The 23,645-nt window shown below is 31.2% G+C and carries 27 protein-coding genes and 1 riboswitch; of the genes, 15 read left to right on the forward strand and 12 right to left on the reverse strand.

The window, feature by feature from the left end; translation table 11 throughout:
• The first annotated feature begins 74 nt into the window (after positions 1-74).
• The 6 genes from GFJ94_RS09365 to GFJ94_RS09390 all read left to right on the forward strand — a co-directional run bounded on the left by GFJ94_RS09365 (position 75) and on the right by GFJ94_RS09390 (position 6,366).
• The gene (locus tag GFJ94_RS09365; RefSeq protein WP_153201279.1) at positions 75-704 is read left to right on the forward strand and encodes a 4'-phosphopantetheinyl transferase superfamily protein; all 630 of its coding nucleotides are present in this window, start codon (positions 75-77) and stop codon (positions 702-704) included.
• Between the two features lies 1 nt (position 705).
• Positions 706-1,422 (forward strand): geranylgeranylglyceryl/heptaprenylglyceryl phosphate synthase, encoded by a 717-nt coding sequence (locus GFJ94_RS09370; RefSeq protein WP_153201280.1) that lies wholly within the window; start codon positions 706-708, stop codon positions 1,420-1,422.
• On the forward strand, positions 1,419-2,033 hold the full coding sequence (pnuC, locus tag GFJ94_RS09375) for a nicotinamide riboside transporter PnuC (RefSeq protein WP_153201281.1): 615 nt from the start codon (positions 1,419-1,421) through the stop codon (positions 2,031-2,033). The genes GFJ94_RS09370 and pnuC overlap by 4 nt, the downstream gene beginning before the upstream one ends.
• A complete protein-coding gene (locus tag GFJ94_RS09380; RefSeq protein WP_153201282.1) occupies positions 2,003-3,535 on the forward strand; it encodes a DUF4301 family protein in 1,533 nt (510 codons plus the stop codon). The genes pnuC and GFJ94_RS09380 overlap by 31 nt, the downstream gene beginning before the upstream one ends.
• Complete coding sequence (gene arfB, locus GFJ94_RS09385) at positions 3,528-3,929, forward strand: alternative ribosome rescue aminoacyl-tRNA hydrolase ArfB (RefSeq protein WP_153201283.1); 402 nt, start codon at positions 3,528-3,530, stop codon at positions 3,927-3,929. Before GFJ94_RS09380 ends, arfB begins: the two co-directional genes overlap by 8 nt.
• An 89-nt stretch (positions 3,930-4,018) precedes the next feature.
• A riboswitch (TPP riboswitch) is annotated at positions 4,019-4,131 on the forward strand.
• 81 nt (positions 4,132-4,212) lie between these two features.
• Positions 4,213-6,366, forward strand: coding sequence for a TonB-dependent receptor (locus tag GFJ94_RS09390; protein ID WP_153201284.1), 2,154 nt, complete (start codon positions 4,213-4,215; stop codon positions 6,364-6,366).
• A 55-nt stretch (positions 6,367-6,421) separates the two neighbouring features.
• Here GFJ94_RS09390 and GFJ94_RS09395 read toward each other — a convergent pair whose 3' ends face one another.
• On the reverse strand, positions 6,422-6,844 hold the full coding sequence (locus GFJ94_RS09395; RefSeq protein ID WP_153201285.1) for a hypothetical protein: 423 nt from the start codon (positions 6,842-6,844) through the stop codon (positions 6,422-6,424).
• A 156-nt stretch (positions 6,845-7,000) separates the two neighbouring features.
• Here GFJ94_RS09395 and greA point away from each other — a divergent pair, with 156 nt between their 5' ends.
• Both greA and GFJ94_RS09405 read left to right on the forward strand, forming a co-directional pair.
• Positions 7,001-7,477: a transcription elongation factor GreA gene (gene greA, locus GFJ94_RS09400; protein WP_153201286.1), complete on the forward strand. Its 477-nt coding sequence runs from the start codon at positions 7,001-7,003 to the stop codon at positions 7,475-7,477.
• Between the two features lie 13 nt (positions 7,478-7,490).
• A complete protein-coding gene (locus GFJ94_RS09405; RefSeq protein WP_153201287.1) occupies positions 7,491-7,880 on the forward strand; it encodes an HIT family protein in 390 nt (129 codons plus the stop codon).
• 44 nt (positions 7,881-7,924) lie between these two features.
• Here the strand turns inward: GFJ94_RS09405 and GFJ94_RS09410 are convergent, their stop codons facing one another.
• Both GFJ94_RS09410 and GFJ94_RS09415 read right to left on the reverse strand, forming a co-directional pair.
• A complete protein-coding gene (locus GFJ94_RS09410) occupies positions 7,925-8,173 on the reverse strand; it encodes a GlsB/YeaQ/YmgE family stress response membrane protein (RefSeq protein ID WP_153201288.1) in 249 nt (82 codons plus the stop codon).
• A gap of 57 nt (positions 8,174-8,230) precedes the next feature.
• Complete coding sequence (locus GFJ94_RS09415) at positions 8,231-9,379, reverse strand: PAS domain-containing sensor histidine kinase (protein ID WP_153201289.1); 1,149 nt, start codon at positions 9,377-9,379, stop codon at positions 8,231-8,233.
• A 152-nt stretch (positions 9,380-9,531) separates the two neighbouring features.
• Between GFJ94_RS09415 and GFJ94_RS09420 the strand changes: the two genes are divergently transcribed.
• Positions 9,532-10,407 carry a flavin reductase family protein gene (locus GFJ94_RS09420; RefSeq protein WP_153201290.1) on the forward strand — a complete coding sequence of 292 codons (876 nt, stop codon included), beginning with the start codon at positions 9,532-9,534 and terminating at the stop codon, positions 10,405-10,407.
• 11 nt (positions 10,408-10,418) lie between these two features.
• Positions 10,419-10,799 carry a DUF3127 domain-containing protein gene (locus GFJ94_RS09425; protein WP_153201291.1) on the forward strand — a complete coding sequence of 127 codons (381 nt, stop codon included), beginning with the start codon at positions 10,419-10,421 and terminating at the stop codon, positions 10,797-10,799.
• Here GFJ94_RS09425 and GFJ94_RS12740 read toward each other — a convergent pair.
• Entirely contained in the window at positions 10,765-11,016 is a 252-nt protein-coding gene (locus GFJ94_RS12740) for a hypothetical protein (protein ID WP_370513830.1), read from the reverse strand. The two genes, GFJ94_RS09425 and GFJ94_RS12740, sit on opposite strands and share 35 nt — an antisense overlap.
• Here GFJ94_RS12740 and aat point away from each other — a divergent pair.
• From aat to GFJ94_RS09445, 4 genes are all read left to right on the forward strand, one after another.
• A complete protein-coding gene (aat, locus tag GFJ94_RS09430; RefSeq protein ID WP_153201651.1) occupies positions 10,902-11,540 on the forward strand; it encodes a leucyl/phenylalanyl-tRNA--protein transferase in 639 nt (212 codons plus the stop codon). The genes GFJ94_RS12740 and aat overlap by 115 nt on opposite strands.
• A 48-nt stretch (positions 11,541-11,588) precedes the next feature.
• On the forward strand, positions 11,589-13,271 hold the full coding sequence (locus tag GFJ94_RS09435) for a sensor histidine kinase (protein WP_153201292.1): 1,683 nt from the start codon (positions 11,589-11,591) through the stop codon (positions 13,269-13,271).
• Complete coding sequence (locus tag GFJ94_RS09440; protein WP_153201293.1) at positions 13,264-13,914, forward strand: LytTR family DNA-binding domain-containing protein; 651 nt, start codon at positions 13,264-13,266, stop codon at positions 13,912-13,914. The genes GFJ94_RS09435 and GFJ94_RS09440 overlap by 8 nt, the downstream gene beginning before the upstream one ends.
• Positions 13,915-14,007: 93 nt before the next feature.
• Positions 14,008-17,334, forward strand: coding sequence for a LamG-like jellyroll fold domain-containing protein (locus GFJ94_RS09445; protein WP_153201294.1), 3,327 nt, complete (start codon positions 14,008-14,010; stop codon positions 17,332-17,334).
• A gap of 132 nt (positions 17,335-17,466) precedes the next feature.
• Here the strand turns inward: GFJ94_RS09445 and GFJ94_RS09450 are convergent, their stop codons facing one another.
• The 7 genes from GFJ94_RS09450 to rplM form a co-directional block, all read right to left on the reverse strand.
• Entirely contained in the window at positions 17,467-17,718 is a 252-nt protein-coding gene (locus tag GFJ94_RS09450; protein WP_153201295.1) for a VF530 family DNA-binding protein, read from the reverse strand.
• Entirely contained in the window at positions 17,684-18,244 is a 561-nt protein-coding gene (locus GFJ94_RS09455) for a DNA-3-methyladenine glycosylase I (protein WP_153201296.1), read from the reverse strand. The genes GFJ94_RS09450 and GFJ94_RS09455 overlap by 35 nt, the downstream gene beginning before the upstream one ends.
• Complete coding sequence (locus GFJ94_RS09460) at positions 18,234-18,893, reverse strand: queuosine precursor transporter (protein ID WP_153201297.1); 660 nt, start codon at positions 18,891-18,893, stop codon at positions 18,234-18,236. The genes GFJ94_RS09455 and GFJ94_RS09460 overlap by 11 nt, the downstream gene beginning before the upstream one ends.
• 92 nt (positions 18,894-18,985) lie before the next feature.
• Positions 18,986-19,807 (reverse strand): translation elongation factor Ts, encoded by an 822-nt coding sequence (tsf, locus tag GFJ94_RS09465; RefSeq protein WP_153201298.1) that lies wholly within the window; start codon positions 19,805-19,807, stop codon positions 18,986-18,988.
• A 137-nt stretch (positions 19,808-19,944) separates the two neighbouring features.
• Positions 19,945-20,706 carry a 30S ribosomal protein S2 gene (rpsB, locus tag GFJ94_RS09470; RefSeq protein ID WP_008256012.1) on the reverse strand — a complete coding sequence of 254 codons (762 nt, stop codon included), beginning with the start codon at positions 20,704-20,706 and terminating at the stop codon, positions 19,945-19,947.
• A gap of 175 nt (positions 20,707-20,881) precedes the next feature.
• Complete coding sequence (rpsI, locus tag GFJ94_RS09475) at positions 20,882-21,268, reverse strand: 30S ribosomal protein S9 (RefSeq protein ID WP_008256015.1); 387 nt, start codon at positions 21,266-21,268, stop codon at positions 20,882-20,884.
• Complete coding sequence (rplM, locus tag GFJ94_RS09480; RefSeq protein WP_162523833.1) at positions 21,268-21,723, reverse strand: 50S ribosomal protein L13; 456 nt, start codon at positions 21,721-21,723, stop codon at positions 21,268-21,270. Before rplM ends, rpsI begins: the two co-directional genes overlap by 1 nt.
• A gap of 194 nt (positions 21,724-21,917) precedes the next feature.
• On the opposite strand from rplM, the gene GFJ94_RS09485 reads away from it, so the two are divergent.
• The gene (locus GFJ94_RS09485) at positions 21,918-22,940 is read left to right on the forward strand and encodes a LacI family DNA-binding transcriptional regulator (RefSeq protein ID WP_153201299.1); all 1,023 of its coding nucleotides are present in this window, start codon (positions 21,918-21,920) and stop codon (positions 22,938-22,940) included.
• Here the strand turns inward: GFJ94_RS09485 and GFJ94_RS09490 are convergent.
• A complete protein-coding gene (locus tag GFJ94_RS09490) occupies positions 22,935-23,645 on the reverse strand; it encodes a nicotinamide mononucleotide transporter family protein (RefSeq protein WP_153201300.1) in 711 nt (236 codons plus the stop codon). The genes GFJ94_RS09485 and GFJ94_RS09490 overlap by 6 nt on opposite strands.

Raw genomic sequence — 23,645 nt, forward strand, 5'->3', positions numbered from 1 at the left:
TTATTTTTTCAAAGATTTCTATTAATTTGTGAATTGTTTAATTTTCTAACGATTTGAAAAACAACAAAATATAAATGCCGCTACATAAAATTATACATATCAACGAAAATACTACTGCGTACTTCTGGCACATTACAGAAGACGTAACTTCGTTATTTAGAGCGGTTTCGTTACGTGATACTTCGCTTTTTCGTTTAGAAGGGATGAAATCTGAAGAACATCAAAGAGGATTTTTAGCTGTTCGAATGTTGTTACAACATTTGGGTTATACCGATTATGATTTAACTTATGATGAAGCTGGAAAACCTCATTTAAGTGATGGTAAGCACATTTCTATTTCGCATTCGCACGAATTTTCATGTATTTCTATTAGTGATGAATTGATGGGAATTGATTTAGAAAAACTCAAAGAAAAAACTTTGAAGATTGCTCCAAGATTTATGGAAGTAAAGCACTTAGAAAATCTTTCAATTTCTGAACAAATGGAAAAGGCAACTGTGGTTTGGGGTATAAAAGAATCTATTTTTAAAATCAAAAACGAAAAAGGAATCAGTTTTCCAGAGCATATTTTTGAAGATGAGTTTGATTTAAAAGATGGGAAATGTTCGGCTGAATTGCATTTTAATAATCAAATAGAAAAGTTTAATATACAATTTTATAAAGTAGAAGAGTATATCTTTGTGTGTGCTTTCCTAAATAAATAAAATGCAAAACCTATATCAAAATATACTTCAGGCTAAAAAGAACCATCAAAAACTATTGGCTATTCTAATCGATCCCGAAAAGGTTTCAATTGAACAAGCAATTGTTTTGTCAGATAAAATTAAAATGTCACCAGCCACACATGTTTTTGTGGGTGGAAGCACTTTCAATGGAACGCATTTAGACGAACTGATTTCCGTTATTAAAACAACTACTCAATTACCCGTTTTAATTTTTCCAGGCCATCCATCCCAGATTTCCAATGAAGCAGACGGAATTTTATTTCTAAGTTTGCTTTCAGGTCGAAATCCAGAATATTTAATTGAACATCATATTAATTCGGTAGATATATTAGCTAAATCTAATTTAGAAATTATCCCAACAGGTTATTTACTAATCGATGGAGGAAAAGAAACAGCTGTGCAACGCGTAAGTCAAACGCAACCGATTGAACAAGACAATATCGAATTGGTCTATAAAACGGCAAAAGCAGGCGAGTTTTTAGGGAAGAAATTGATTTATTTAGAAGCAGGAAGTGGCGCTAATCAGCATGTTTCGTTAGAAATGATTCGCTACGTTGCTCAAAATATCGAAATTCCGTTGATTGTAGGAGGCGGCATTCGTTCCATTAAAACCATTCAAGAAGTGTACAATGCTGGAGCTGATTTGGTTGTTATTGGAACCGCATTTGAAAACGATAGTAATTTCTTTTCATTATGATAGAGTTACTTTTTTCTCAATATAAAGACTATTCTAATCTTTTTATTTTTCTTGAATTAACAGCTGTTGTATTTGGAATAATTAGCGTTTTATTCGCCAGAAAGAATAATATTTTAGTGTATCCAACAGGATTAGTCAGCACACTGATTTTTGTATATATTTTGTTGGAATGGAAATTGTTTGGCGATTTTATCATCAATATTTACTATTCCATAATGAGTGTTTTAGGTTGGTATTTATGGACAAGAAAGAAAAATGGAGCGGACGAATTTCCAATATCCGTTATGAATCGAAAAGATTATTTTATTTCTACCTTAATTTTTACAGGAACCTTACTATTTATTGCGTTGGTTTACCATTTTTTTGATAAATTTACCCATTGGACGGCTTATGTAGACACGCTTACAACTGCTTTGTTTTTTGTAGGAATGTGGCTCATGGCCAAACGAAAGATTGAAAACTGGATTATTTGGATTGTAGCCGATTTTATTTCGGTGCCTTTGTACTTTTATAAAGGATTGACCTTCTCCAGTATGCAGTTTTTATTATTTACAATTATTGCTATTTTAGGATATTTAGAATGGAAAAATTATTTAGCGAAGCAGATTTAAAATATATAGTTGAACGTGGGAATTCATTAGATAAAATTATGCAACAATTGCATTACTTTAGATATGGAATTCCTAAAATTAATTTATTAAAATCGGCTACTGTAGAAGATGGGATTTATAAATTTAATGAAGAAACTAAAGCTGATTTTATTACTTATTTTGATAAACATAAAAATAAATATAGCATTGAAAAATTTGTTCCAGCTTCTGGTGCTGCAACACGAATGTTTCAATTTTTAAGCGAATTTTTAAATAATTTCAATCCAGAAACCGATACTATTACTAGTTATATCAATAAATACAATGTTCAAAGTTTGAATTTGTTTATTGTTGGAATTCGAAATTTTCCATTTCATTCAGAATTAAAAGAAACAACCAGGCAACTTTTTCCGGATTATGATTCTTTTCATTCAGATCGTAAAGTTCATGCTATAGTTACTGCATTATTAAGTGATAAAGGATTGAATTTTGCTAATAAACCAAAAGGAATTTTGCCTTTTCATAAATATGATAGTCAGATTTTAACTCCTATTGATGAGCATGTGAAAGAATCTGAATTGTTTAGAAAAGAGAATGAAAGAACAAAAATTCATTTTACGGTTACTGAAAATTTCAGAATAGATTTTGAAAAAATATTATCAAATTATAAAGATGTACAATCTACCTTTTCCTATCAAAACCAATCAAGCGACACCATTGCAGTAACAGATAATAATACACCATTTCGATTGGAAAATGGTGAATTGTTTTTCAGACCAGGTGGTCATGGAGCCTTAATTGAAAACTTAAATCAGTTGCATTCTGACATTATTTTTATAAAAAATATTGACAACGTTTCGTTACGAAATGGTAATGTAGAAATTCAAAACAAAAAATTATTAGGTGGAGTTTTACTTCGAATTCAATATCAAGTATTCGAATATTTAAAACTCCTTTCTCAACCAATTTCTGATGATCTGCTTAAAGAAATAATTGAATTTGTCGAAACAAAATTATCGTTTCCGTTATCAGAAGAATTCAGTATGTTTCAAAAGAATTACCAAATTGAATATTTAACAAAAATATTGAATCGACCTATCCGGGTTTGTGGAATGGTTAAAAATGAAGGAGAGCCTGGTGGAGGTCCGTTTTGGGTTATTGATTCTAAAGGAAGAAGTACGTTACAGATTGTCGAATCTTCTCAAATTGATCTATTAAATTTGAAGCAAAAAGAAATTTTTCAAAATTCGACACATTTTAATCCAGTAGATTTAGTATGTAGCGTTAAAGATTTTAAGGGAAATAAATTTGATTTATTACAATTTGTAGACCCTGAAGCTGCATTTATAACAGAAAAGACTAAAAATGGTAAGCCAATAAAGGCGTTTGAACTACCGGGTTTGTGGAATGGCGCTATGGCTAAATGGATTACACTTTTTGTTGAAGTGCCATTGGAAACTTTTAATCCCGTGAAAACGGTTAATGATTTACTGAAACCTGCTCATCAACCTGTACATGAATAAAGATGTTGTTTTATCGGAGCTAAATTTTAAAGCAGTTAGAAGTAGCGGAGCAGGAGGACAAAACGTAAATAAAGTATCTTCTAAAGTAGTGCTAAATTTTGATTTGGTCAATTCAAAGGGGTTGACAGATGATGAAAAGTCATTGTTACAAACTAAAATTGCGACTAAACTTACGCAAGACGGAATTTTAATTTTAACTAGTGAAGAAGATAGAAGTCAACTAAAAAATAAAGAAAAAGTCATTAAGAAATTTTTTAAGTTACTTGAAAATGCTTTGGTTGTTCCAAAAGAACGAAAAGAAACTAAAATTCCAAGAGCAGTAAAAGAAAAACGACTTAATGCTAAAAAAGTAATGAGTAATTTAAAGCAAAACAGAAAAAAGCCAAATTTTTAAAAACGCAAGGGCAAGCGCAAGTTCAAAAATCAATATAAGAAAGTTTGAAATTGTTCTTGTAATTGTCATTGATATTGCTTTATCTTTGCCCCGTCTCAAAGGGGTGCTTAGATTCTTTCAGAATGACAGATTCAAAGCTGAGATCATACCCATAGAACCTAGAACAGGTAATGCTGTTTAGGGAATTGACAAAAATAAATGTGCACGTTTATTGGAGTCAGAGTATCAAAATTAATTTTTAACCAAGGAATAATTGCCCCTTTTATTCGTATTTATTTTACGAATGAAAACTTTATTCAAATCAAGTACAAAGACTTTTTTAAGTCTATTTTCAATTTTCTTTGCTCTTTTTTCTTATTCACAAGAAATCAAGAAAGACACTACAAAAGTTACCGAACTTAAAGAAGTTACGGTTTCGTCGGTTAGAGCAAAAGACAAAAATCCAATTACATTTACAAACGTTTCCAAAGAAGAAATTGCACCTCGAAATTTAGGTCAAGATGTGCCGGTTTTGTTGCAATATTTGCCTTCTGTCGTTAGTACAACAGATGCAGGAAATGGAGTAGGTTACACTTCTATGCGTGTGCGTGGATCTGATGGTTCTCGAATTAATGTTACCTTAAACGGAGTTCCCTTTAACGATAGTGAAAGTCAAGGAACCTTTTTTGTGAATTTACCTGATTTTACTTCTTCATTGGAAAGTGTTCAGCTTCAACGTGGTGTAGGAACTTCAACCAATGGAGCAGGAGCTTTTGGCGCAAGTTTAAACATGGAAACTAAATCGTATCAAGAAAAAGCATACGCTGAAGTTGCAAATTCTTTCGGAAGCTTTAACACGAGAAAACATACGTTGTCTTTTGGTACAGGCTTGTATAATAATTTTGAGTTAAACGGACGAATTTCCAACATTTCTTCGGATGGATTTATTGATAGAGCAACATCAAATATGTTTGGATACTTTTTCAATGCTAATTATGTAAAAGAATCTACTTTAATAAAATTAATGGCATTTGGAGGAAAAGAAAAAACCTATCAAGCATGGTACGGAACAGAAGATTTAAATGGAAGTAGAACGTTTAATCCTGCTGGAATGTATTTCGATGAATTCGGAAATATGCAATTCTACAACAATGAAACCGATAATTATTGGCAAAATCACTTTCAATTACATTGGACAGAGAAATGGTCGGAGAAATGGATTTCAAATGCGGCATTGCATTACACTATTGGAAAAGGTTATTACGAACAATACAAAGAAGATGAAGATTTAACCGATTATAATTTGCCTGATTTTAATGGAAATTCAATTTCTGATTTAGTTAGAAAAAGATGGTTAGATAATGATTTCTTCGGAACAACATTTTCTTTAAATTATAAAACAGCAAAAACTGATTTATTATTTGGTGGTGCTGCCAATCGTTATTTAGGATTACATTATGGTGAAGTAGTTTGGACTCAGAATTATACTCCAAATTCAAATAGATATTACGACGATTATGGAAATAAAGATGATGTGAATTTCTATACAAAAGCATCATACAACGTTACAAACAAGTTGAATTTATTTGCCGATTTTCAATACAGAATGGTGTTTTACGATGCCACAAGTGTAAAATTTGATGATGTAAATGATACATTTAGATTCTTTAATCCAAAAGCAGGTTTGAATTACCAATTAAACACTAAAAATTCATTCTATGGTTATTTTGGAATTGCAAACAAAGAGCCAAGACGAGATGATTACGAAAGTGGAGCTATAAAACCAGAACGTTTGTTTGATTATGAATTAGGTTGGAAATACAATTCAGAAAAAGTGAAATTATACGTAAACGCATTTTATATGCGATACAATGATCAATTAGTAATGACTGGTGCATTAAACGATGTTGGTTCGCCAATTTTTACTAATAGTGGAAAAAGTTATCGATTAGGTTTGGAAGTAGAATCTACAATTGCTTTAACAGATAAGTTGTTTTTGAATCCAAACATCACCTTGAGTCAAAATAGAAATGAAAAATTTTATTTTCAAAGAGATGGTGTGGTTCAGAATTTAGGAAATACTAATATTGCTTATTCTCCAAATCTTATTTTTGGAAATAGATTTTCGTATTTACCAGTTAAAGGTTTACAATTATCATTATTGTCAAAATTTGTTGGCGAACAATATATGGGAAATATCGATTCAGAAAACTCTAAATTAGACAGTTATTTTATCAATGATTTCAATGTTTCATACGATTGGCAAATTAATAAAGGAATTAAATCCATTATTTTTTCAGCATTAGTGAACAATGTTTTTGATGTAGAATACGAATCAAACGGATATTTCTATACGTATGATGATGATTCTTCAGGAAGTCCAATTACATATGAAGGAGCAGGTTACTATCCACAAGCGGGAATTAATTTCTTAGTTGGAGCTACCTTAAAATTTTAGTTAAAATAAGTTAAGTTGAATGAAGCCTGAAAGTTTTATTTTTCAGGCTTTTTTATTAGTTATAAACGCGAAGAGAAACTTCTCCTAATTGTTCCACTCGATAACGTATCATTGGGTATTGCATTTCTTGTGCTTGACCTGAAAACAAACTATATCTTACGTCATCACATGGACAAACCGCATCAATACCATTTACATACATTGTTGAACATGATGATAGCGCCTGATTTGGGCATGCGGCATCATATGCAACATAACCGCTACCTGTATTAAAAATAATAATTCCTCTTATCCCTTGTCCTGCAGCGTTAACATATACTGCATTAGCGGGACTTAATAAATTACTATATTGAGGTAAACTCATATTAATATTTAAATTCACAGGATAATTTGGCAAATAAGGGTTGTTGTTTTGAATCTCTTCTTTGTTACAACCAAAAAAGAAAGGTACTAGAAATAAAATGAGGTACTTTTTCATAAGAATTTTTACTATCAATTGTTAAACAAATTTAATTAATTACTTTTGACTAAACATTACGTTAATACATAAATTAATATTAAAAATAAATTACTATCTTTGTGAAAAGGAATCCCATGCAGGTGGGATTCTTTCTATTTTATAAACAATGAAGTCATGAGTACAGTATCTTATTACACAGCAGAAGGATTAAAAAAATTAAGAGACGAATTAGATCAACTTAAAAGTATAGAACGCCCTAAAGCATCACAAGCAATTGCAGAAGCAAGAGACAAAGGAGATTTGTCTGAAAATGCAGAATATGATGCTGCTAAAGAAGCGCAAGGATTATTAGAAATGAGAATTTCTAAGATGGAAGAAATTGTAGCAAATGCTCGTTTGATTGATGAATCACAATTAGATTTATCAAAAGCTTTAGTGTTGTCTACTGTTAAAATTAAAAATCAGGCTAATGGTATGGAAATGAAATACACATTAGTAGCTGAAAGTGAAGCGGATTTAAAAACAGGGAAAATTTCGGTAACTTCTCCTATTGGAAAAGGTTTGTTAGGAAAATCGGTTGGTGAGGTAGCGGAAATCATTGTGCCAAATGGCGTATTGAAATTCGATGTTTTAGAAATCACAAGAGACTAATAATACATTAAAAATGGCTAGTATTTTTACTAAAATAGTAAACGGAGAAATTCCTTGTTATAAAATTGCCGAAGACGATAACTATTTGGCTTTTTTAGATGTGAATCCTAATGCAAAAGGACATACTTTATGTATTCCAAAACAAGAGATTAATAAAATCTTTGATATGGAAGAAGAGGATTATTTAGGATTAATGAAGTTTTCTAGAAAAGTGGCAAAAGCTGTTGAAAAATCAGTTGAATGTAAACGAATTGGTGTTGCTGTTGTAGGATTAGAAGTACCGCACGTTCACGTACATTTAATTCCGCTTCAAGACATGGATGATATGCGTTTTCAAAGAAAAACTAGTTTATCACCAGAAGAATTTCAAAAATTAGCAAAAAAAATTACAAGTTATTTATAAAAAAAATCCTGAAATCGAAATTTTTTATTTCAGGATTTAATTTTTTATTTATTACCTCTAATCATTCCAATAATAAATAATAAAATCCATGCGCCTACTGCAGCTACAAGAATTTGTACGATAACACCTCCATCTGTAGCAATCCCTAGTTTTCCTGCTAACCATCCTCCAAAAACACCTCCAACAATTCCGATAATAATGTCACCAATTAAACCAAATCCACTACCTCTCCAAAATTGACCTGCTAGCCATCCTGAAATTGCTCCAATTAAAAGAAAATACAAAAATTCCATAGATATTAATTTTATAGTTAATATGTTAAAATTACAAAAAAAAAATTACAAAAAAAATTAAATTTTCATAAATTGTAATAACATTGTTGTTCCTTTTCCTATTTCCGATTGTTCCACTTTTATTCTTCCTTTATGATATTCCTGAACAATTCGCTTTGTTAACGATAACCCTAATCCCCAACCACGCTTTTTTGTAGTAAAGCCAGGTTCAAAGACTTTTGAAAATTGATTTTTTGGAATTCCTTTTCCAGTATCGGTTATCTTAATTTTTATCATATTTTCCAATTCTGAAATCGTAATATCTAATGTTCCTTTACCTTTCATGGCATCAATCGCATTTTTAACTAAGTTTTCAATCGTCCAACTGTGCAAAGCGGGATTAATTTCTACATAAATAGGATGTTCGGGAGCTTTAAAAGTAAAAACAACTTGCTGTGAAACTCGGGTTTGTAAATAATCAACTGTGTTTTTTGTGTCTTCAATAATATCGCGTTTTTCTAGCACGGGTTCGCTTCCTATTTTTGAAAATCGATTTGTAATAGTTTGTAATCTTGTAATATCTTTTTCAATTTCAATAATCGTACTTTCTTCAATATTTTCCATTTTCAAAATTTCCAACCAACCAATTAACGATGACAATGGTGTTCCAATTTGATGTGCGGTTTCTTTTGCCATTCCGGCCCAAAGTTTATTTTGAGTTGACATCTTAGTAGCGCGATAAAAATTGTAAACTACAGCGCCAAACAAAATAATAATCAATAATAAAGCAATAGGATAATATTTCAATTTATTCAATAAAGGCGAATCTCCATAATAAACCAATTGATATTTACTGTTTGAGCGCTCCATTTTAATGGGTAGGTTGTCATTTTTTACCGAATTGAAATATTTTTTTAAAGCTATACTATCTTTTGAAATTTCTTCATCAATATTATTAAAATCAATAATGTTTTCTTTACTATCAGTAATAAAAATAGGAATGGTTGTATTTTTTGTAATTATTTGCAAAGGAAGTTCTATGTCGGTATTTTCATTCGCATTAGCAATCGTGGTAAGAGCACTTGCCCAAAACTCCATTTTTGCTCGTTCTTCATTTTTAAAAATTTGGAAAAAATTATAGGTATTCCAAAGTATTAAAATTACAATGAAAAAGGAAGCAAATATGATAAACCAACGCGTAATATTTCGCCTTTCTGAAAACTGCATGTATTGAGATTTGATGTAAAAATACTAAAAACCATTTTAAATTTGATACTTGATCGTGTAATTGTATTTGTCTTTGATTTTTGCACTTGCTATTGTTTTTTGTACTTGAAATTGTTCTTGTTCTTATTATCTTTGTAAAAAATAGTTTCAACATGTTAAGCATCGATCCAAAAGAAATAGCTCCAGCAAAATTACAAGGATATTTACAAAGTGCGGTAGCGCCAAGACCTATTGCATTTGCTAGTACGATGGATAGTAATGGAAATCCAAATTTATCACCATTTAGTTTCTTTAATGTATTTAGTTCTAATCCGCCAATTTTGATTTTTTCGCCAGCAAGACGCGTGCGTGATAATACTACAAAACACACGTTGATTAATGCCCAAAACACGAAAGAAGTGGTAATTAATGTAGTGAATTTCGATATCGTACAACAAATGTCCTTATCAAGTACCGAATATCCAGATGGTGTAAATGAGTTTGAAAAAGCCGGATTTACGATGCTAAAATCTGATAAAGTAAAACCATTTCGTGTGGCTGAAAGTCCAGTACAATTTGAATGTAAAATTAATGATGTAATTGCATTAGGAGACCAAGGAGGAGCAGGAAATTTAGTAATTTGTGAAGTGGTAAAAATTCACATTAATGAAGCTGTTTTAGATGCGACAGGAATGATTGACCAACACAAAATTGATTTAGTTGCCCGAATGGGAGGCAATTGGTATAGTCGTTCTAATGTAGGAATGTTTGAAGTGGAAAAACCATTAACTACTTTAGGAATTGGTGTAGATATGATTCCCGATTTCATCAAAGAAAGTGGCTATTTTACGGGTAATGATTTAGGAAAATTAGGTAACATAGAAAATATCCCAACAGAAGAAGAAATTGCTATATTTGTAAAAGAAAATTTTGAAGTAAAAGCCGTTTTAAGTTCGGATGATATGGATACAAAATTTCAAAAAGCAAAAGAATATGTAGACAATGGAAGAGCTATTGACGCTTGGAAATTGTTATTAGCAAAAAAATAAATTTAAGTATTATGGAAGTTTTAGGAAGAGTAAAATTAATTAATCCTGTACAACAAGTAAGTGCTTCTTTCAAAAAAAGAGAACTTGTAGTTACTACAGAAGAGCAATATCCTCAACACATTTTGATTGAGTTTGCACAAGACAAAACAGATTTGTTAAACAATTATAATGTTGGTGAACAAGTAAAAGTTTCTATCAATTTAAGAGGAAGAGAATGGGTAAATCCACAAGGAGAAACTAAATTTTTTAACTCTATCCAAGGTTGGAGAATTGAAAAAGTACAAGCAGAAGCACCAAGCGCATCACCAATGACGCCTCCAGTGCCTGCTGCAGAAGCTTTTGAACCAGCAACTAACTTTAAAGAAGAAGAACACGACGATTTACCTTTCTAAAAGTTAGAAGTCGGAAGATGGAAGTCAGAAGTTTAAGTGATACTTGAATTTCTGACTTTTTTATTGAACTTGAAATTTGATATTGAATTTGTACTTTACCGAATGTATTTTTTAACCAAAGAATTATATTTCCCACCAGCAGAAACAGCTTCACCCGAAGGTATTGTAGCCGTTGGAGGTGATTTATCTCCAGAACGACTCGTATTGGCCTATAAATCGGGAATATTTCCATGGTTTGAAGATGATGAGCCTATTTTGTGGTGGAGTCCACCAGAACGCATGGTGTTGTTTTTTGAAGATTTGAAGATTTCGAAAAGCATGCGAAATATAATCAATCAAAGGAAATTTAAAGTTACTTTTAATACTGCTTTTAGGGATGTAATTCTAAATTGCAAAAGGATTTCTAGAAAAGATCAACCTGGCACTTGGATTACCGACAACATGGTAGAAGCCTATTGTAAACTCCACGAATTAGGAATCGCAAAAAGTGTTGAGGTTTGGCAAGAAGATGAATTAGTAGGAGGTTTGTATGGAGTTGATTTAGGTCACGTTTTTTGTGGTGAAAGTATGTTCTCAAAAGTGTCAAATGCTAGTAAATTAGCTTTTATTGCGTTAGCAAAACAATTAGAAATGGCTAACTATCATTTATTAGATTGCCAAGTCTATAACGACCATTTGGATAGTTTAGGTTGCGTAGAAATTGATAGAGAAGATTTTTTGATGGTGTTGAAAAACAAATAAGTAACTAAATTAAAAATAAATTAGTAAGTTTATCTAAATTATAATTTAATGAGAATAACAAAAATTTTATTTTTTATTTTTTATTTTTTTTCAATTCAAAACTGCTTTTGTCAAAATGATATTGATCGAAAAATTGATTATTACTTAAATAAATTTCAGTACGATTCTGCCAGTATAGTAACTCAAAAAGCTATAAAAAAATTAAAAGTAAATTCTAATAATAAAGCAGATTTATATATTAAATATTCAAGAATTCTAAAATCTCTATATAAAACAGATAGTTGTTTTTATTTTTTAGATGAAGCAGAAAAATTTTATAAAGTAAAAAATGATAAGAGTAAACTTTTTTATATTTTAACAATAAAGGCAGAGGTTGCTCGTTCATTGGTAAAAAGAAATTTAGCGAATAATTATATTTTTGAGGCTGAAAAATTATTTCCAAAAAACAAAAACTTAGACTATAAATACTTTTTTTTAAATAGGCGAATAGCATTATTAGCTGAATATTATAATAATGTGCCTGATTCTTTATTAAAGATAAAAGAAATTGGAAATAATATTCTTAAAAATCAAAAAGAAATAACTGACAAATCAATTATTGCTTACACGCTCAATGAGATTGGCTATTTAGATTTTCATAGGAATCCAAAAAACGCACAAAAATATTTTTTACAAGCACATCAATTAGCTGAAAAATATAATTCTAAAATAGCTTATGTAGATATTTCTATAAATCTAGGCAGATATTATCATCAAAAAGAAAATAATTTAAATCTTGCTATTTTTTATCATAATCAAGGTTTAAAAAAAGCTAAGGAAATAAATAATCTTTTTCAAATACAACAGTGTTATAACGAAATTAAAATTTGTTATATACTTCAAGAAGATTATAAAAATGCATATTCTTATAGAGATTCATTAGCAAATATTGACTTGTTAATTGAAAAAGTTGCAAATTCTAAAAAATATGAATTATTAGAAAATAAATTTATTATTGAATCTAAAGAAAAAGAGCTTGTAACTTCAAGGAAAAATCAATTATTATTATTAGTTATTTTACTTTTTTTATTTACAGGTTTGGCAACTTTATTGTTTTACAGTAGAAAAATAGGGAAATCAAAAAAAGCGCTTGAAAAATTAAATAAAGAAAATGAATTTTTAATAAGCGAGACTAATCATCGGGTTAATAACAATTTGCAGTTAATCAGTTTGTTAATTAGTGAAACCATTAGGAAAAATAAAAAGGAAAATAAGGAAAATATTGATTTAATTCGATTGCAATCCAAAATTCAGTCAATTGCTATATTACACCGCGAGTTATATGCCTCAAAGGATAAAAAAACAGTTGATTTACATTTATATTTTAAAAAAATAGAAGAGCGTTTCTCTGAAATATGTACAAACGAAAATATAGTTTTAAAATTAAACGTTGATAGCATAAGTTCTGATTCAGATTCGGCTATGTACTTGGGATTATTAGTTACAGAATTAATTATGAATTCTGTAAAATATGCTTTTAAAGATGACCAATTAAAAAATATCAGTATTGAAATAATAAAGGTTCAAAACCAATTTGCATTTAACTATTCCGATAATGGTCAAAAAAATAATTCTCAAGAGATTCATCCTGTTTTAGTTAAACAGTTATGTCAACAAATGGGAGTGCATCCAGAAATAATTATCAATAATGGATTTCATTTAAGTTTTATCAAATCAATAGGAAATGTCTAAAATATTAATTGTTGAGGATCAAGTTTTAATTGCTAATTACATCAAAAATTTACTAAATGATAGTGATTTAAAGGATGTTGAATTAGCTTTTACAGTTGAAGATGCAACACAAAAAATGAACGTATTTCATCCCGATATCATTTTGCTAGACATAAATTTACATGGTAAAGACACCGGTATTATGTGGGCAAAAGAATTTGTAAAAAATAGTCAAATTATATTTATAACAGGACAAACCGAAAAAGAAACTATGTTGAAAGCCTTTGAGGTAAATCCTGTTACGTATTTGACAAAGCCAGTTAAGGAATCCGATTTAATTGCTGCAATTGAATTAGCCAAAATCAAGAACAAAGTAAATTACGTAATTGTTAAAAATGGTTTTGACGACGTAAAAGTAAATTTTGAAGATATTCTTTTTCTGAAAAGTGATAAAAATTATGTAGATATTCAACTAACTAACAAAACCATAACCATTCGAAATACTCTAGACAACTTTTATAAAGAATTAGATTCTGAGATGTTTTGTAGAGTTCATCGTTCATACATAGTAAATAAATCGAAAGTTACACAAAAGAAATCTTCTTTCATAAAGGTTAACGAATTTGAATTGCCTATTTCAAGAAGTTTTTCATTTGATTTTTGATTTCGTCCACATAGTTTTGCAGTTTGTCCCAATAGAATAATTTGCATTCTTTTAAAAAATACTTTTGTTTCACAAACTTTAAATATTTTAGGTATGAAACAAAAAATCCTTTTTTTATGCTCACTTTTCATGTGTGCTATTTCGGTTTTTGGACAAACATTAGATCAAACAGGTAATGGAAGTTTTTCAACAGATTTACTGGTATTTGGGAATAATGACGGTCAATCTTTTCGAGCTGGTATTACGGGTAATTTAGCATCTATAACTTTTAACGTTAATAATACTCCTTCTCCTACCTTACCAGGAAATTTTACAGTATCAATTTATGATGGTGATGGCTACGGAGGTTCTTTACTAGGTTCTGCAAATTTAAATGTCAATAGTGCTACAGGAGGGTCTGTAGTTGTAAATTTTCCGTCTACAATTTCATTAATTGCGGGTAATACATACACATTTGGTTTACAGAGTTCTGATGGAGCAAGAATTAATTTATTCACGAACAATAATGGTTATTTAAATGGTTCGGCTTATTCAAATGGCGTTTCATTAGCTACTAGAGATTTATATTTTAGTACTTTTATGTTTCCACAAGCCACTCATCTAAATTTTGATGGTGCAAATGATTTTGTTGATTTAGGAAGCTCATTAACATCAACATTAAATGGTTCTAACTTTTTTACGGCTGAAGCTTGGGTTTATACACCAAGTGTAACGGGCACCAAAACTATTGTTGGAAATCATATTTCAAATGGTGCACATTTTAATTTAAGAATTATTAATGATAGACTTAATGGATTTCTTGGATTTGGTGCTTATGATTTAAATTCAGCAGCTGGTACTATCGTTGCTAACACATGGCAACATGTAGCTATGGTATATAATGATACAACATTAAAATTATATATTGATGGAACTGAGGTTGCTTCAATGGCTATACCAGCAGCATATTCCTTGCAAAACACCGTTCAACCATATAGAATAGGAGCTTCAGGATATGGAGGAGAATATTTTAATGGAAATATTGATGATGTAAGAATTTGGAACGTTGTAAAAACACCAGATCAATTGGCGGCTTCTAAAAACTGTGAATTGCTAGGTAATGAACCTGGATTATTAAGATATTATAAATTAAATCAGGGTATTGATACAGCTGACAATTCAGCTATTACTTCAGCAACTGATGCAACAGCTAATGCAAATAACGGAACTTTAAATGGATTTACTTTAAATGGTTCAACTTCAAACTGGTTAGCTGGTTCTCCAGTAACTACAGGTTCGATAGTTCCTTCAGTTGCATCGGTGACAACTCCAGTTGTTTATGCTCAAGGAGCAACAGCATCAGCATTAACAGCAACAGCAGGTGCAAACGGAACGGGATTAATGTGGTATACAACAGCAACAGGAGGCACAGGTTCTCCAACAGCCCCAACTCCAAGTACAGCTACAGTTGGAAATACTTCTTTTTGGGTTTCTTCAACTAACGCAAATGGTTGTGAGAGTACAAGAACAGAAATTGTTGTAAATGTACTTTTACCTGCAACTCATTTAAACTTTGATGGTTCGAATGATTTTGTAAACATAGGTTCTTCTATTGCAACTGCTTTAAATGGAGCAACTGCATTAACTTTAGAAGCATGGATTAATCCTTCGGCTTTGAATGGATGGAATAATATTATTACTGATTATGATGGAGCCTACCATAAATTTTTATTGCGTGTAAGAAATAACAACAACATTCAATTTTGGTTGAATGGAACGGTATTGAATTCTTCTTTTACGGTTCCTCTAAATACTTGGACTCATATAGCAGCAGTGTACGATGGAACGAATATGTTTGTGTATGCAAATGGGGTATTAGTCGGTTCTCAAGCGGCTACTGTTAGCTTACCTGCAACAGCTAATCAAGTTAATATTGGATCAAGAATAGGTTCAAATACGGAAAACTTTACAGGTAATATTGAAGATGTTCGTGTTTGGTCTAGCGCAAGAACACCTGAACAAATTAATGGTTCAATGAATTGTGAATTAGCTGGAAACGAATCAGGTTTAATTGCTTACTATAATTTCAATCAAGGTATAGATCAATCTGATAATTCAACAGTTACTACATTAAATGCTGTTACAGGTCCAAACGGTACATTAACTAACTTTACATTAACCGGTACTACATCAAACTGGTTAGCAGGTTCTCCTGTAACTACAGGTTCAATTGTGCCTTCAGCACCAACAGTAACTACTCCAGTAGTTTATAACCAAGGTGATACGGCTTCTGCTTTAACTGCAACAGTAGGTGTAAACGGTACAGGTTTAGTATGGTACACAACTGCTACAGGCGGTACAGGAGATACTACAGCTCCAACGCCAAGTACTGCTTCAGCTGGAAATACTTCGTATTGGGTTGCTTCCACAAATGCAAATGGTTGTGAAAGTGCAAGAGTAGAAATTGTTGTAACGGTTATTGCAAATGCAACCCATTTAAATTTTGATGGAGTTAATGATTTTATTGTTTCAGCAAATGCAATTACTAACAATACTGAAAATCAAACGTATCAAGCTTGGTTTAGAATTCCTTCAATTCCAGCTAATAGTGATAGAATTCTTCAAAGAGGAAATGATGGAACAGGAGGTTGGTCTTTACAGATTGATGTAAATGCTGCAGGGAGATTAAGTGCTGGAATTAGTGCAACTCCAGATACATTTATGACAGGAACAACTGTATTGACACCAAATACTTGGTATCATGCAACTTTTGTATTTGAAAATAACAATTCATTGCGTTTGTATTTGAATGGAAATTTAGAAGCTTCTGTAGCTATTGGAAATAGAACATTACGTAATTCTGATAATAGATTAAGAATTGGTGTTGGTAATATTGCCTCTGAGTATTTTAATGGAGATATTGATGAAGTAAGAGTTTGGAATATTGCCTTATCTCAAACTGATATTATGAATACAATGAATTGTGAAGCACAAACACAACCTGAATTAGTTGCTTATTACAAGTTTAACCAAGGGAATGATAGCGTGAATAATTCAACGGTTACTTCACTTCTTGATAGTTCTAGTAATGGAAACAATGGAACTTTAACTAATTTTACTTTGACAGGAACAACTTCAAACTGGAGATCAGGTTCAACAATTACAACAGGTAATACTTGTGTAACCTTAGGGAGTTCAGATTTTGAAAATAGCGCAAACAGTACTATTTATCCTAATCCTTCAAACGGAATTTTCAATATTGTTTCACAACAAAATGTTTCAATAGAAATTTATGATTTATTAGGAAAATTAGTTTTAAACCAACATGTAATTATTGGAACAAATAATGTTGATATTTCAAACTTCAATAATGGAGTTTACTTATTAAAAGTTACAGATGGTAATGGGAATTCTCAGTCACATAAAATAATCAAAAATTAATGAAGTTTTTTTATAGATATAAATTTGAACTTTTGTTGATTTTACTCTATGTAATATTAGCTTTAATTGGTATTTATGTTTATAATTTATAATGAAAAAGGCTGTCATTTGACAGCCTTTTTTTTATTTTATTTAAAACTTCGGCAACGTTCTAATATACAATTCCTCTACTTTTTTTCTTGCCCAATCGGTTTTTCTTAGAAATTTTAAACTTGAATTTATTGACGGGTTGTCTTTAAAACAGTTTATATTGATTAGTTCTGCTAAAGTATCAAAGCCATAGAAATCTACCAATTGTTCTACAATAGTTTTTAATGATTTTCCGTGAAGTGGGTCGTTGTTCATTTCTTTATTTTCTTGTAAAACATTCCATAATATGGTCATTCACCATTCCTGTCGCTTGCATGTGTGCGTACATAACTGTCGAACCTACAAATTTAAATCCCCGTTTTTTTAAATCTTTGCTTAATGCGTCTGAAATAGGAGTAGTTGCTTTTACTTCGCTTAAGGTTTTGGGTTGGTTGTCAATCGGTTTTCCATCAACAAATCCCCAAATATATTTAGAGAAAGTCCCGAATTCTTCCTGCACTTTTATAAAAGCCTGTGCATTAGTAACTGTCGCTTTGATTTTTAATCTATTTCGAATAATTCCTATATCCTCTGCTAATTCAGCCATTTTGTCTTCTGAATAATTGGCAACTTTTTGTAAGTCGAAATTATCAAATGCTTTTCTGAAGTTTTCTCTTTTGGCTAAAACGGTATACCAACTTAATCCCGCTTGAAAGGTTTCTAAAATCAAAAATTCGAAAATAGTTGCATCATCATAAACTGGTTTTCCCCATTCGTTATCATGGTAATTTCGATATAAATCGTCTTTTTCGCACCAAGCGCATCTTTGTTTAGTTTCCATGTTTTTCTGTTCCTAAATAGTTGTCAATTAAATAATGTCCGAGATAAATTAAAGGTGTTAAGCAAATAGCAATTCCTAATTTAACAGAATATCCAGTTAATGCAGATGCTACAAATGTTTCACCATTTATTTTCCCTGGTAGCCAAAAGGCAATACCTAAAACAATAAAACTATCAAATAATTGTGAAATTACAGTTGAACCTGTACTTCTTAACCAGAGCATTTTCTTTCCTGTTCGGTTTTTTACAAAATGAAAAATGGTAACATCAATTAATTGTGAAACTAAAAACGCTGTAATACTTCCTACAATAATCCACATACTTTGACCAAATACCGCATTGAATTGTTCGTCAGAAATTAATCCATCTCCTTTTACTGCTGGAATTTGAAGTCCTATCAGTAACAGAAAAAAAGTATAAGCAATTAACCCAGCGGTTATGAAAGATAGTTTTTTTACGCCTTTTTCACCAAAATATTCGTTGATTAAGTCGGTTGTGATGAATACAATGGGCCAAGGTAAAATCCCTAAACTCATTACGGTGTTCCCAACATGTATTAATTTTCCGCCAATTAATTCTGCTACTAAGGCATTTGTGATAAAAATACCTGCTAATACTACGTATATGATGTCTTTTTTTCTTTGAAACATTGCGATTGTTTTATCAAAAGTAGGAGAATTATAACATAAAAAAAAACTTCAACCCTAAGATTGAAGTTTTTATATGTTTTGAATTAGGAAAATTATCCTAAAGCAACTCTACTAAATCCAGTTACAACTAAATTAGCATCTACTGATTTAATATAAGCAGCAACGCTCATAGAACCGTCTTTAATATAATCTTGGTTTACTAATGTGTTGTCTTTGTAAAAACGTTGGATTTTTCCTTTAGAAATGTTATCTAACATTGCTTCTGGTTTTCCTTCAGCTCTTAATTGCTCTTTAGCGATTTCGATTTCTTTTTCAATAATTGCAGCATCAACACCAGCTTCGTTTAAAGCAATTGGATTCATAGCAGCAGCTTGCATTGCAACGTTTTTAGCAGCTTCGTCAGCTCCAGCAACGTTTGCAGATAAAGCAACTAAAGTAGCAATTTTACCAGCGTGGATGTAAGATCCAACAAAAGCACCTTCTAATCTTTCGAAAGAACCTACTTCAATTTTTTCTCCAATAACTCCAGTTTGCTCAATTAATTTCTCAGCAACAGTGATTCCACCGAAGTCAGAAGCTAATAATTCTTCTTTAGTAGCAAATTTTAATGCTTGGTTAGCTAAGTCATTAGCTAATTTTACGAAAGATTCGTTTTTACCTACGAAGTCAGTTTCACAGTTTAATGTAATAGCTACACCAGCTGTGTTGTCTGCGTTGATAGCAGCAATAGCAGCACCTTCAGTAGATTCTCTATCTGAACGGTTAGCAGCTACTTTTTGACCTTTTTTTCTTAAGTTTTCGATAGCTAAATCGAAATCTCCTTCTGCTTCCACTAATGCTTTTTTGCAATCCATCATTCCAGCACCAGTGATAGTTCTTAATTTATTTACGTCTGCAGCAGTAATTGTTGCCATAATATATTTTTTAATTTGTTGTTTATAAAAGTAAAAAATTCCAATTACTAAATCCCAAATTCCAATTTTACTAAATTGCTAACTAAAAGTTAGAACAAGTTTGGAATTTGGAATTTAATTCTTGGAATTTAATTTATTTATGCTTCAGTTTCAGTAGCAGGAGCTTCAGTAGCTTCTACTTCTTTAGCTGGTAATTCGTCTTTTTCAACTTTTCTATCAGAAAGACCTTCGATTAAAGCAGCAGATACTAAAGATAAAACTTTATCAATAGATTTAGAAGCATCATCATTAGCAGGAATAACGAAATCAATTGGACGTGGGTCCGAATTCGTATCTACCATTGCGAAAACTGGAATGTTTAATTTTTGTGCTTCTTTAATTGCAATATGCTCAGCTTTAACGTCTACTACAAAAAGAGCTGCTGGAAGTCTAGACATGTCAGCAATAGAACCTAAGTTTTTCTCTAATTTAGCACGTAAACGATCTACTTGTAATCTTTCTTTTTTAGATAAAGTCATGAAAGTACCGTCTTTCTTCATTCTATCAATAGAAGCCATTTTCTTAACAGCTTTACGGATAGTTACGAAGTTAGTTAACATACCACCAGGCCATCTTTCAGTGATGTAAGGCATGTTACATGCAGCTGCTTTCTCAGCAACGATATCTTTTGCTTGTTTTTTGGTAGCAACGAATAATACTTTTCTACCAGATGCAGCAATTTTTTTCAAAGCTTCGTTAGCTTCTTCAATTTTAGCTGCAGTTTTATATAGGTTAATGATATGAATACCATTACGCTCCATATAAATATAAGGAGCCATGTTTGGATCCCATTTACGAGTCATGTGTCCGAAATGTACACCTGCTTCTAATAACTCTTTAACGTCAATTTTGTTTGCCATTGTGTAATAGTTTACGTTCCGTGATTAGCAATTTTCAAGTAGTCACTTACGTTAGTCTTGAAAATTTAGATGCTAAACTAATTCCCTTTTTACAAGGAATATCGACAACTTTGTTTTTAATTCAATTTTAATTGTAAAAATAAATCTGAAAATATATTCTGATAAATATCGAATATTAACGTTTCGAGAATTGGAATCTCTTACGTGCTTTTTTCTGACCGAATTTTTTACGTTCAACCATTCTAGGATCTCTTGTTAATAATCCTTCTGGTTTAAGGATAGCTCTGTTTTCAGCCTCAACTTCACACATTGCTCTTGCAATAGCCATTCTCACAGCTTCTGCTTGTCCTGTTGAACCACCACCATATACGTTTACTTTAACGTCAAAGTTAGATGCATTTTCTGTCATAGACATTGGTTGCATAACTTTGTACTGTAAAGTTGCAGTTGGGAAGTAGTTAGTGAATTCTCTTTTGTTTACAGTGATTTTTCCTGTTCCTTCTGAAACATAAACACGTGCAACAGCGCATTTTCTTCTACCGATTTTGTGAATAACTCCCATTACTTAAGATCGTTTAGGTTAACGGTTTTAGGTGTTTGAGCTGCATGTTTGTGCTCAGAACCTACATATACATTTAAATTGCGGAATAATTCAGCACCTAATTTATTTTTAGGTAACATTCCTTTGATAGCTTTTTCTACTAATAATGCAGGGTTTTTTTGTTGCATTACTCTAGCAGTTAAACTTCTTTGACCTCCTGGGTAACCTGTGTGTCTGATGTACGTTTTGTCATCTAACTTGTTACCAGTAAGGTTGATTTTTTCTGCGTTGATAACAATTACGTTATCTCCACAATCAACGTGCGGTGTATAACTTGGCTTGTATTTACCTCTTAAAAGCATTGCTACTTTTGTTGATAAACGACCTAAGTTATGCCCTTCAGCGTCCACAACAATCCACTGCTTGTCTGCAGTTGCTTTGTTGGCTGATACTGTTTTGTAGCTTAATGTGTTCACAATAATTAATTTAAATTAAACATTCCATTCCCAATAAAGGGAGTGCAAAAGTACAATTATTTATTAGAATTACAAACCTACTTTGTAAATTATTCTTTTTTATTGTTTTTATCGCAGTTTGTTTGCATAAAATTACGATATGTTGTATATTAATTGAAGATTTGTATTAATTTTACAAAATAACTTGTTAACATATGAAAGCAAAAGCAACTTTAAAACAAATTGCCCTTGAATTTGGCGTTTCAATTTCTACAGTGTCTAAAGCTCTTAGTGATAGTCCAGAGATTAGTGAAGCTACTAAAATTAAAATTCGTGAGTATGCTGCTTTACAAAATTATAAGCCTAACAGTATTGCTAAAAATTTAAAAAATCAAAGAACAAATACTATTGGAGTAATTATTCCTAATATATTGAATCCTTTTTTTGCTAAAGTTTTTAGTGGTATTGAGAAAAAAGCTCTTGAAAAAGGTTATAATGTAATTACTGGAATATCTAATGAGTCTTTTTTAAAAGAAAAAGAAATAATGGATATGCTAAACAGTGGAACTATTGATGGATTCATTGTAAGTGTTGCAGAAGAAACTCAATCTTTAAAAGAATCTAAACATTTTAAAGACATTATGAATAGTGGAACTCCTATAGTAATGTTTGATCGGGTCTCTGAAGCTATTAATTGTGATAAAGTTATTGTAGATGATTTTGATTCGGCTTTTGATGCAACGCAATATTTAATTAAATTAGGAAGTAAAAAAATAGCGGTGCTTTCAACTATTGATAATTTAAGTGTTGGACATTTACGTTATGAGGGTTATGTAAAAGCATTGAAAGAAAATAATTTAGTATTAAATGAGGAATTAGTAGTTTTAGAAAAAGATACAGAGGTATTTGATAATAAATTGCAAGATTTAATGTCTAATCATAAGTTAGATGCTGTATTTGCTTTAGATGAACACGCTTCTACAATGGCAATGAAATTTGCTTATAAAAACGAAATTAAAATTCCAGAAGAATTAAATGTAATTGGTTTTGCAGATGGTGTATGGTCGAAAAGATTGACACCTAGTTTAACTACGGTTAGTCAGCATGCACCAGAAATTGGTGAAAAAGCGGCTGAACTCTTAATCGATAAATTGAATTCTAAAGATGAGTTTTATCAACCGCAAACCGTTGAGATTAAAACAGAATTACGTCATAGAGAATCTACTAGAAAGTTATAGTTGTTTCGCTTTATCATCCTTCCAAGTGATATAACCCAAAATCGCATTGAACATATAAAATACATATTTTGCGGTGTTGGCAATGTTCATCAGCATGACATTTTGTACAATCTTGAATAAATTATATACTTGCCAGTTAATCCAATTGTCAGGATACATTCTTCCTATATTAAAGGTGCCTCCAAAACTAATTCCGGCTGGAATGGCTATGGCGAAAAACAATTTCCAGTCAATAACTTTATTTGAGAAAGTGGTAAAAGCAATGTAATTCAATACTAACGAAAGGAGTAATCCAATTACCATATTTCGGAAAAAGATACTATCAATCGCATTTAAATATTGTTTCTTCTTCCAAATTCGGAACGCAAAATAATTCCCAAAAAACGAAACGGGATAGGTTAAAATTGCACCAATATTTCCTAAAAGATAGTCAATACTTCCGCTTAATAAGGTGTTGCAAGTGCTGATTAAATTCCCAATGTTGTTTTTCTTCGTGACCAATCGTGTCGCCATCATCGATAAGCAAGTGTTTAGAATGGAAAAGTAACCCAAGTAAAACGAGTAATTCTTTTCGTTAAAACTAAAATCGTAAGTGGTTTTATAATATTCTAAATACACCGAAACGCCCACCACCAAAAACACTCCAATGATATCGAGATATTTGCTATTGGTAATGCTTTTGATGGTTGCGATAGTGTTTTTCAT

The sequence above is a fragment of the Flavobacterium sp. LMO8 genome, from assembly GCF_009495755.1.
Lineage (GTDB): Bacteria > Bacteroidota > Bacteroidia > Flavobacteriales > Flavobacteriaceae > Flavobacterium.

Coding starts and splice junctions, on each gene's coding strand:
- GFJ94_RS09455 (WP_153201296.1), bottom strand. CDS start 18,244: ATGGAAACTAAACAAAGATGCGCTTGGTGCGAAAAAGACGATTTATAT.
- GFJ94_RS09395 (WP_153201285.1), bottom strand. CDS start 6,844: ATGAAAAAGTACCTCATTTTATTTCTAGTACCTTTCTTTTTTGGTTGT.
- greA (WP_153201286.1), top strand. CDS start 7,001: ATGAGTACAGTATCTTATTACACAGCAGAAGGATTAAAAAAATTAAGA.
- GFJ94_RS09365 (WP_153201279.1), top strand. CDS start 75: ATGCCGCTACATAAAATTATACATATCAACGAAAATACTACTGCGTAC.
- arfB (WP_153201283.1), top strand. CDS start 3,528: ATGAATAAAGATGTTGTTTTATCGGAGCTAAATTTTAAAGCAGTTAGA.
- rpsI (WP_008256015.1), bottom strand. CDS start 21,268: ATGGGAGTTATTCACAAAATCGGTAGAAGAAAATGCGCTGTTGCACGT.
- GFJ94_RS09440 (WP_153201293.1), top strand. CDS start 13,264: ATGTCTAAAATATTAATTGTTGAGGATCAAGTTTTAATTGCTAATTAC.
- GFJ94_RS09490 (WP_153201300.1), bottom strand. CDS start 23,645: ATGAAAAACACTATCGCAACCATCAAAAGCATTACCAATAGCAAATAT.
- tsf (WP_153201298.1), bottom strand. CDS start 19,807: ATGGCAACAATTACTGCTGCAGACGTAAATAAATTAAGAACTATCACT.
- GFJ94_RS09485 (WP_153201299.1), top strand. CDS start 21,918: ATGAAAGCAAAAGCAACTTTAAAACAAATTGCCCTTGAATTTGGCGTT.
- rpsB (WP_008256012.1), bottom strand. CDS start 20,706: ATGGCAAACAAAATTGACGTTAAAGAGTTATTAGAAGCAGGTGTACAT.
- pnuC (WP_153201281.1), top strand. CDS start 1,419: ATGATAGAGTTACTTTTTTCTCAATATAAAGACTATTCTAATCTTTTT.
- GFJ94_RS09415 (WP_153201289.1), bottom strand. CDS start 9,379: ATGCAGTTTTCAGAAAGGCGAAATATTACGCGTTGGTTTATCATATTT.
- aat (WP_153201651.1), top strand. CDS start 10,902: ATGTATTTTTTAACCAAAGAATTATATTTCCCACCAGCAGAAACAGCT.
- GFJ94_RS09435 (WP_153201292.1), top strand. CDS start 11,589: ATGAGAATAACAAAAATTTTATTTTTTATTTTTTATTTTTTTTCAATT.
- GFJ94_RS09380 (WP_153201282.1), top strand. CDS start 2,003: ATGGAAAAATTATTTAGCGAAGCAGATTTAAAATATATAGTTGAACGT.
- GFJ94_RS09445 (WP_153201294.1), top strand. CDS start 14,008: ATGAAACAAAAAATCCTTTTTTTATGCTCACTTTTCATGTGTGCTATT.
- GFJ94_RS09405 (WP_153201287.1), top strand. CDS start 7,491: ATGGCTAGTATTTTTACTAAAATAGTAAACGGAGAAATTCCTTGTTAT.
- GFJ94_RS09390 (WP_153201284.1), top strand. CDS start 4,213: ATGAAAACTTTATTCAAATCAAGTACAAAGACTTTTTTAAGTCTATTT.
- GFJ94_RS09425 (WP_153201291.1), top strand. CDS start 10,419: ATGGAAGTTTTAGGAAGAGTAAAATTAATTAATCCTGTACAACAAGTA.
- GFJ94_RS09410 (WP_153201288.1), bottom strand. CDS start 8,173: ATGGAATTTTTGTATTTTCTTTTAATTGGAGCAATTTCAGGATGGCTA.
- GFJ94_RS09370 (WP_153201280.1), top strand. CDS start 706: ATGCAAAACCTATATCAAAATATACTTCAGGCTAAAAAGAACCATCAA.
- GFJ94_RS09450 (WP_153201295.1), bottom strand. CDS start 17,718: ATGACCATATTATGGAATGTTTTACAAGAAAATAAAGAAATGAACAAC.
- GFJ94_RS09420 (WP_153201290.1), top strand. CDS start 9,532: ATGTTAAGCATCGATCCAAAAGAAATAGCTCCAGCAAAATTACAAGGA.
- GFJ94_RS09460 (WP_153201297.1), bottom strand. CDS start 18,893: ATGTTTCAAAGAAAAAAAGACATCATATACGTAGTATTAGCAGGTATT.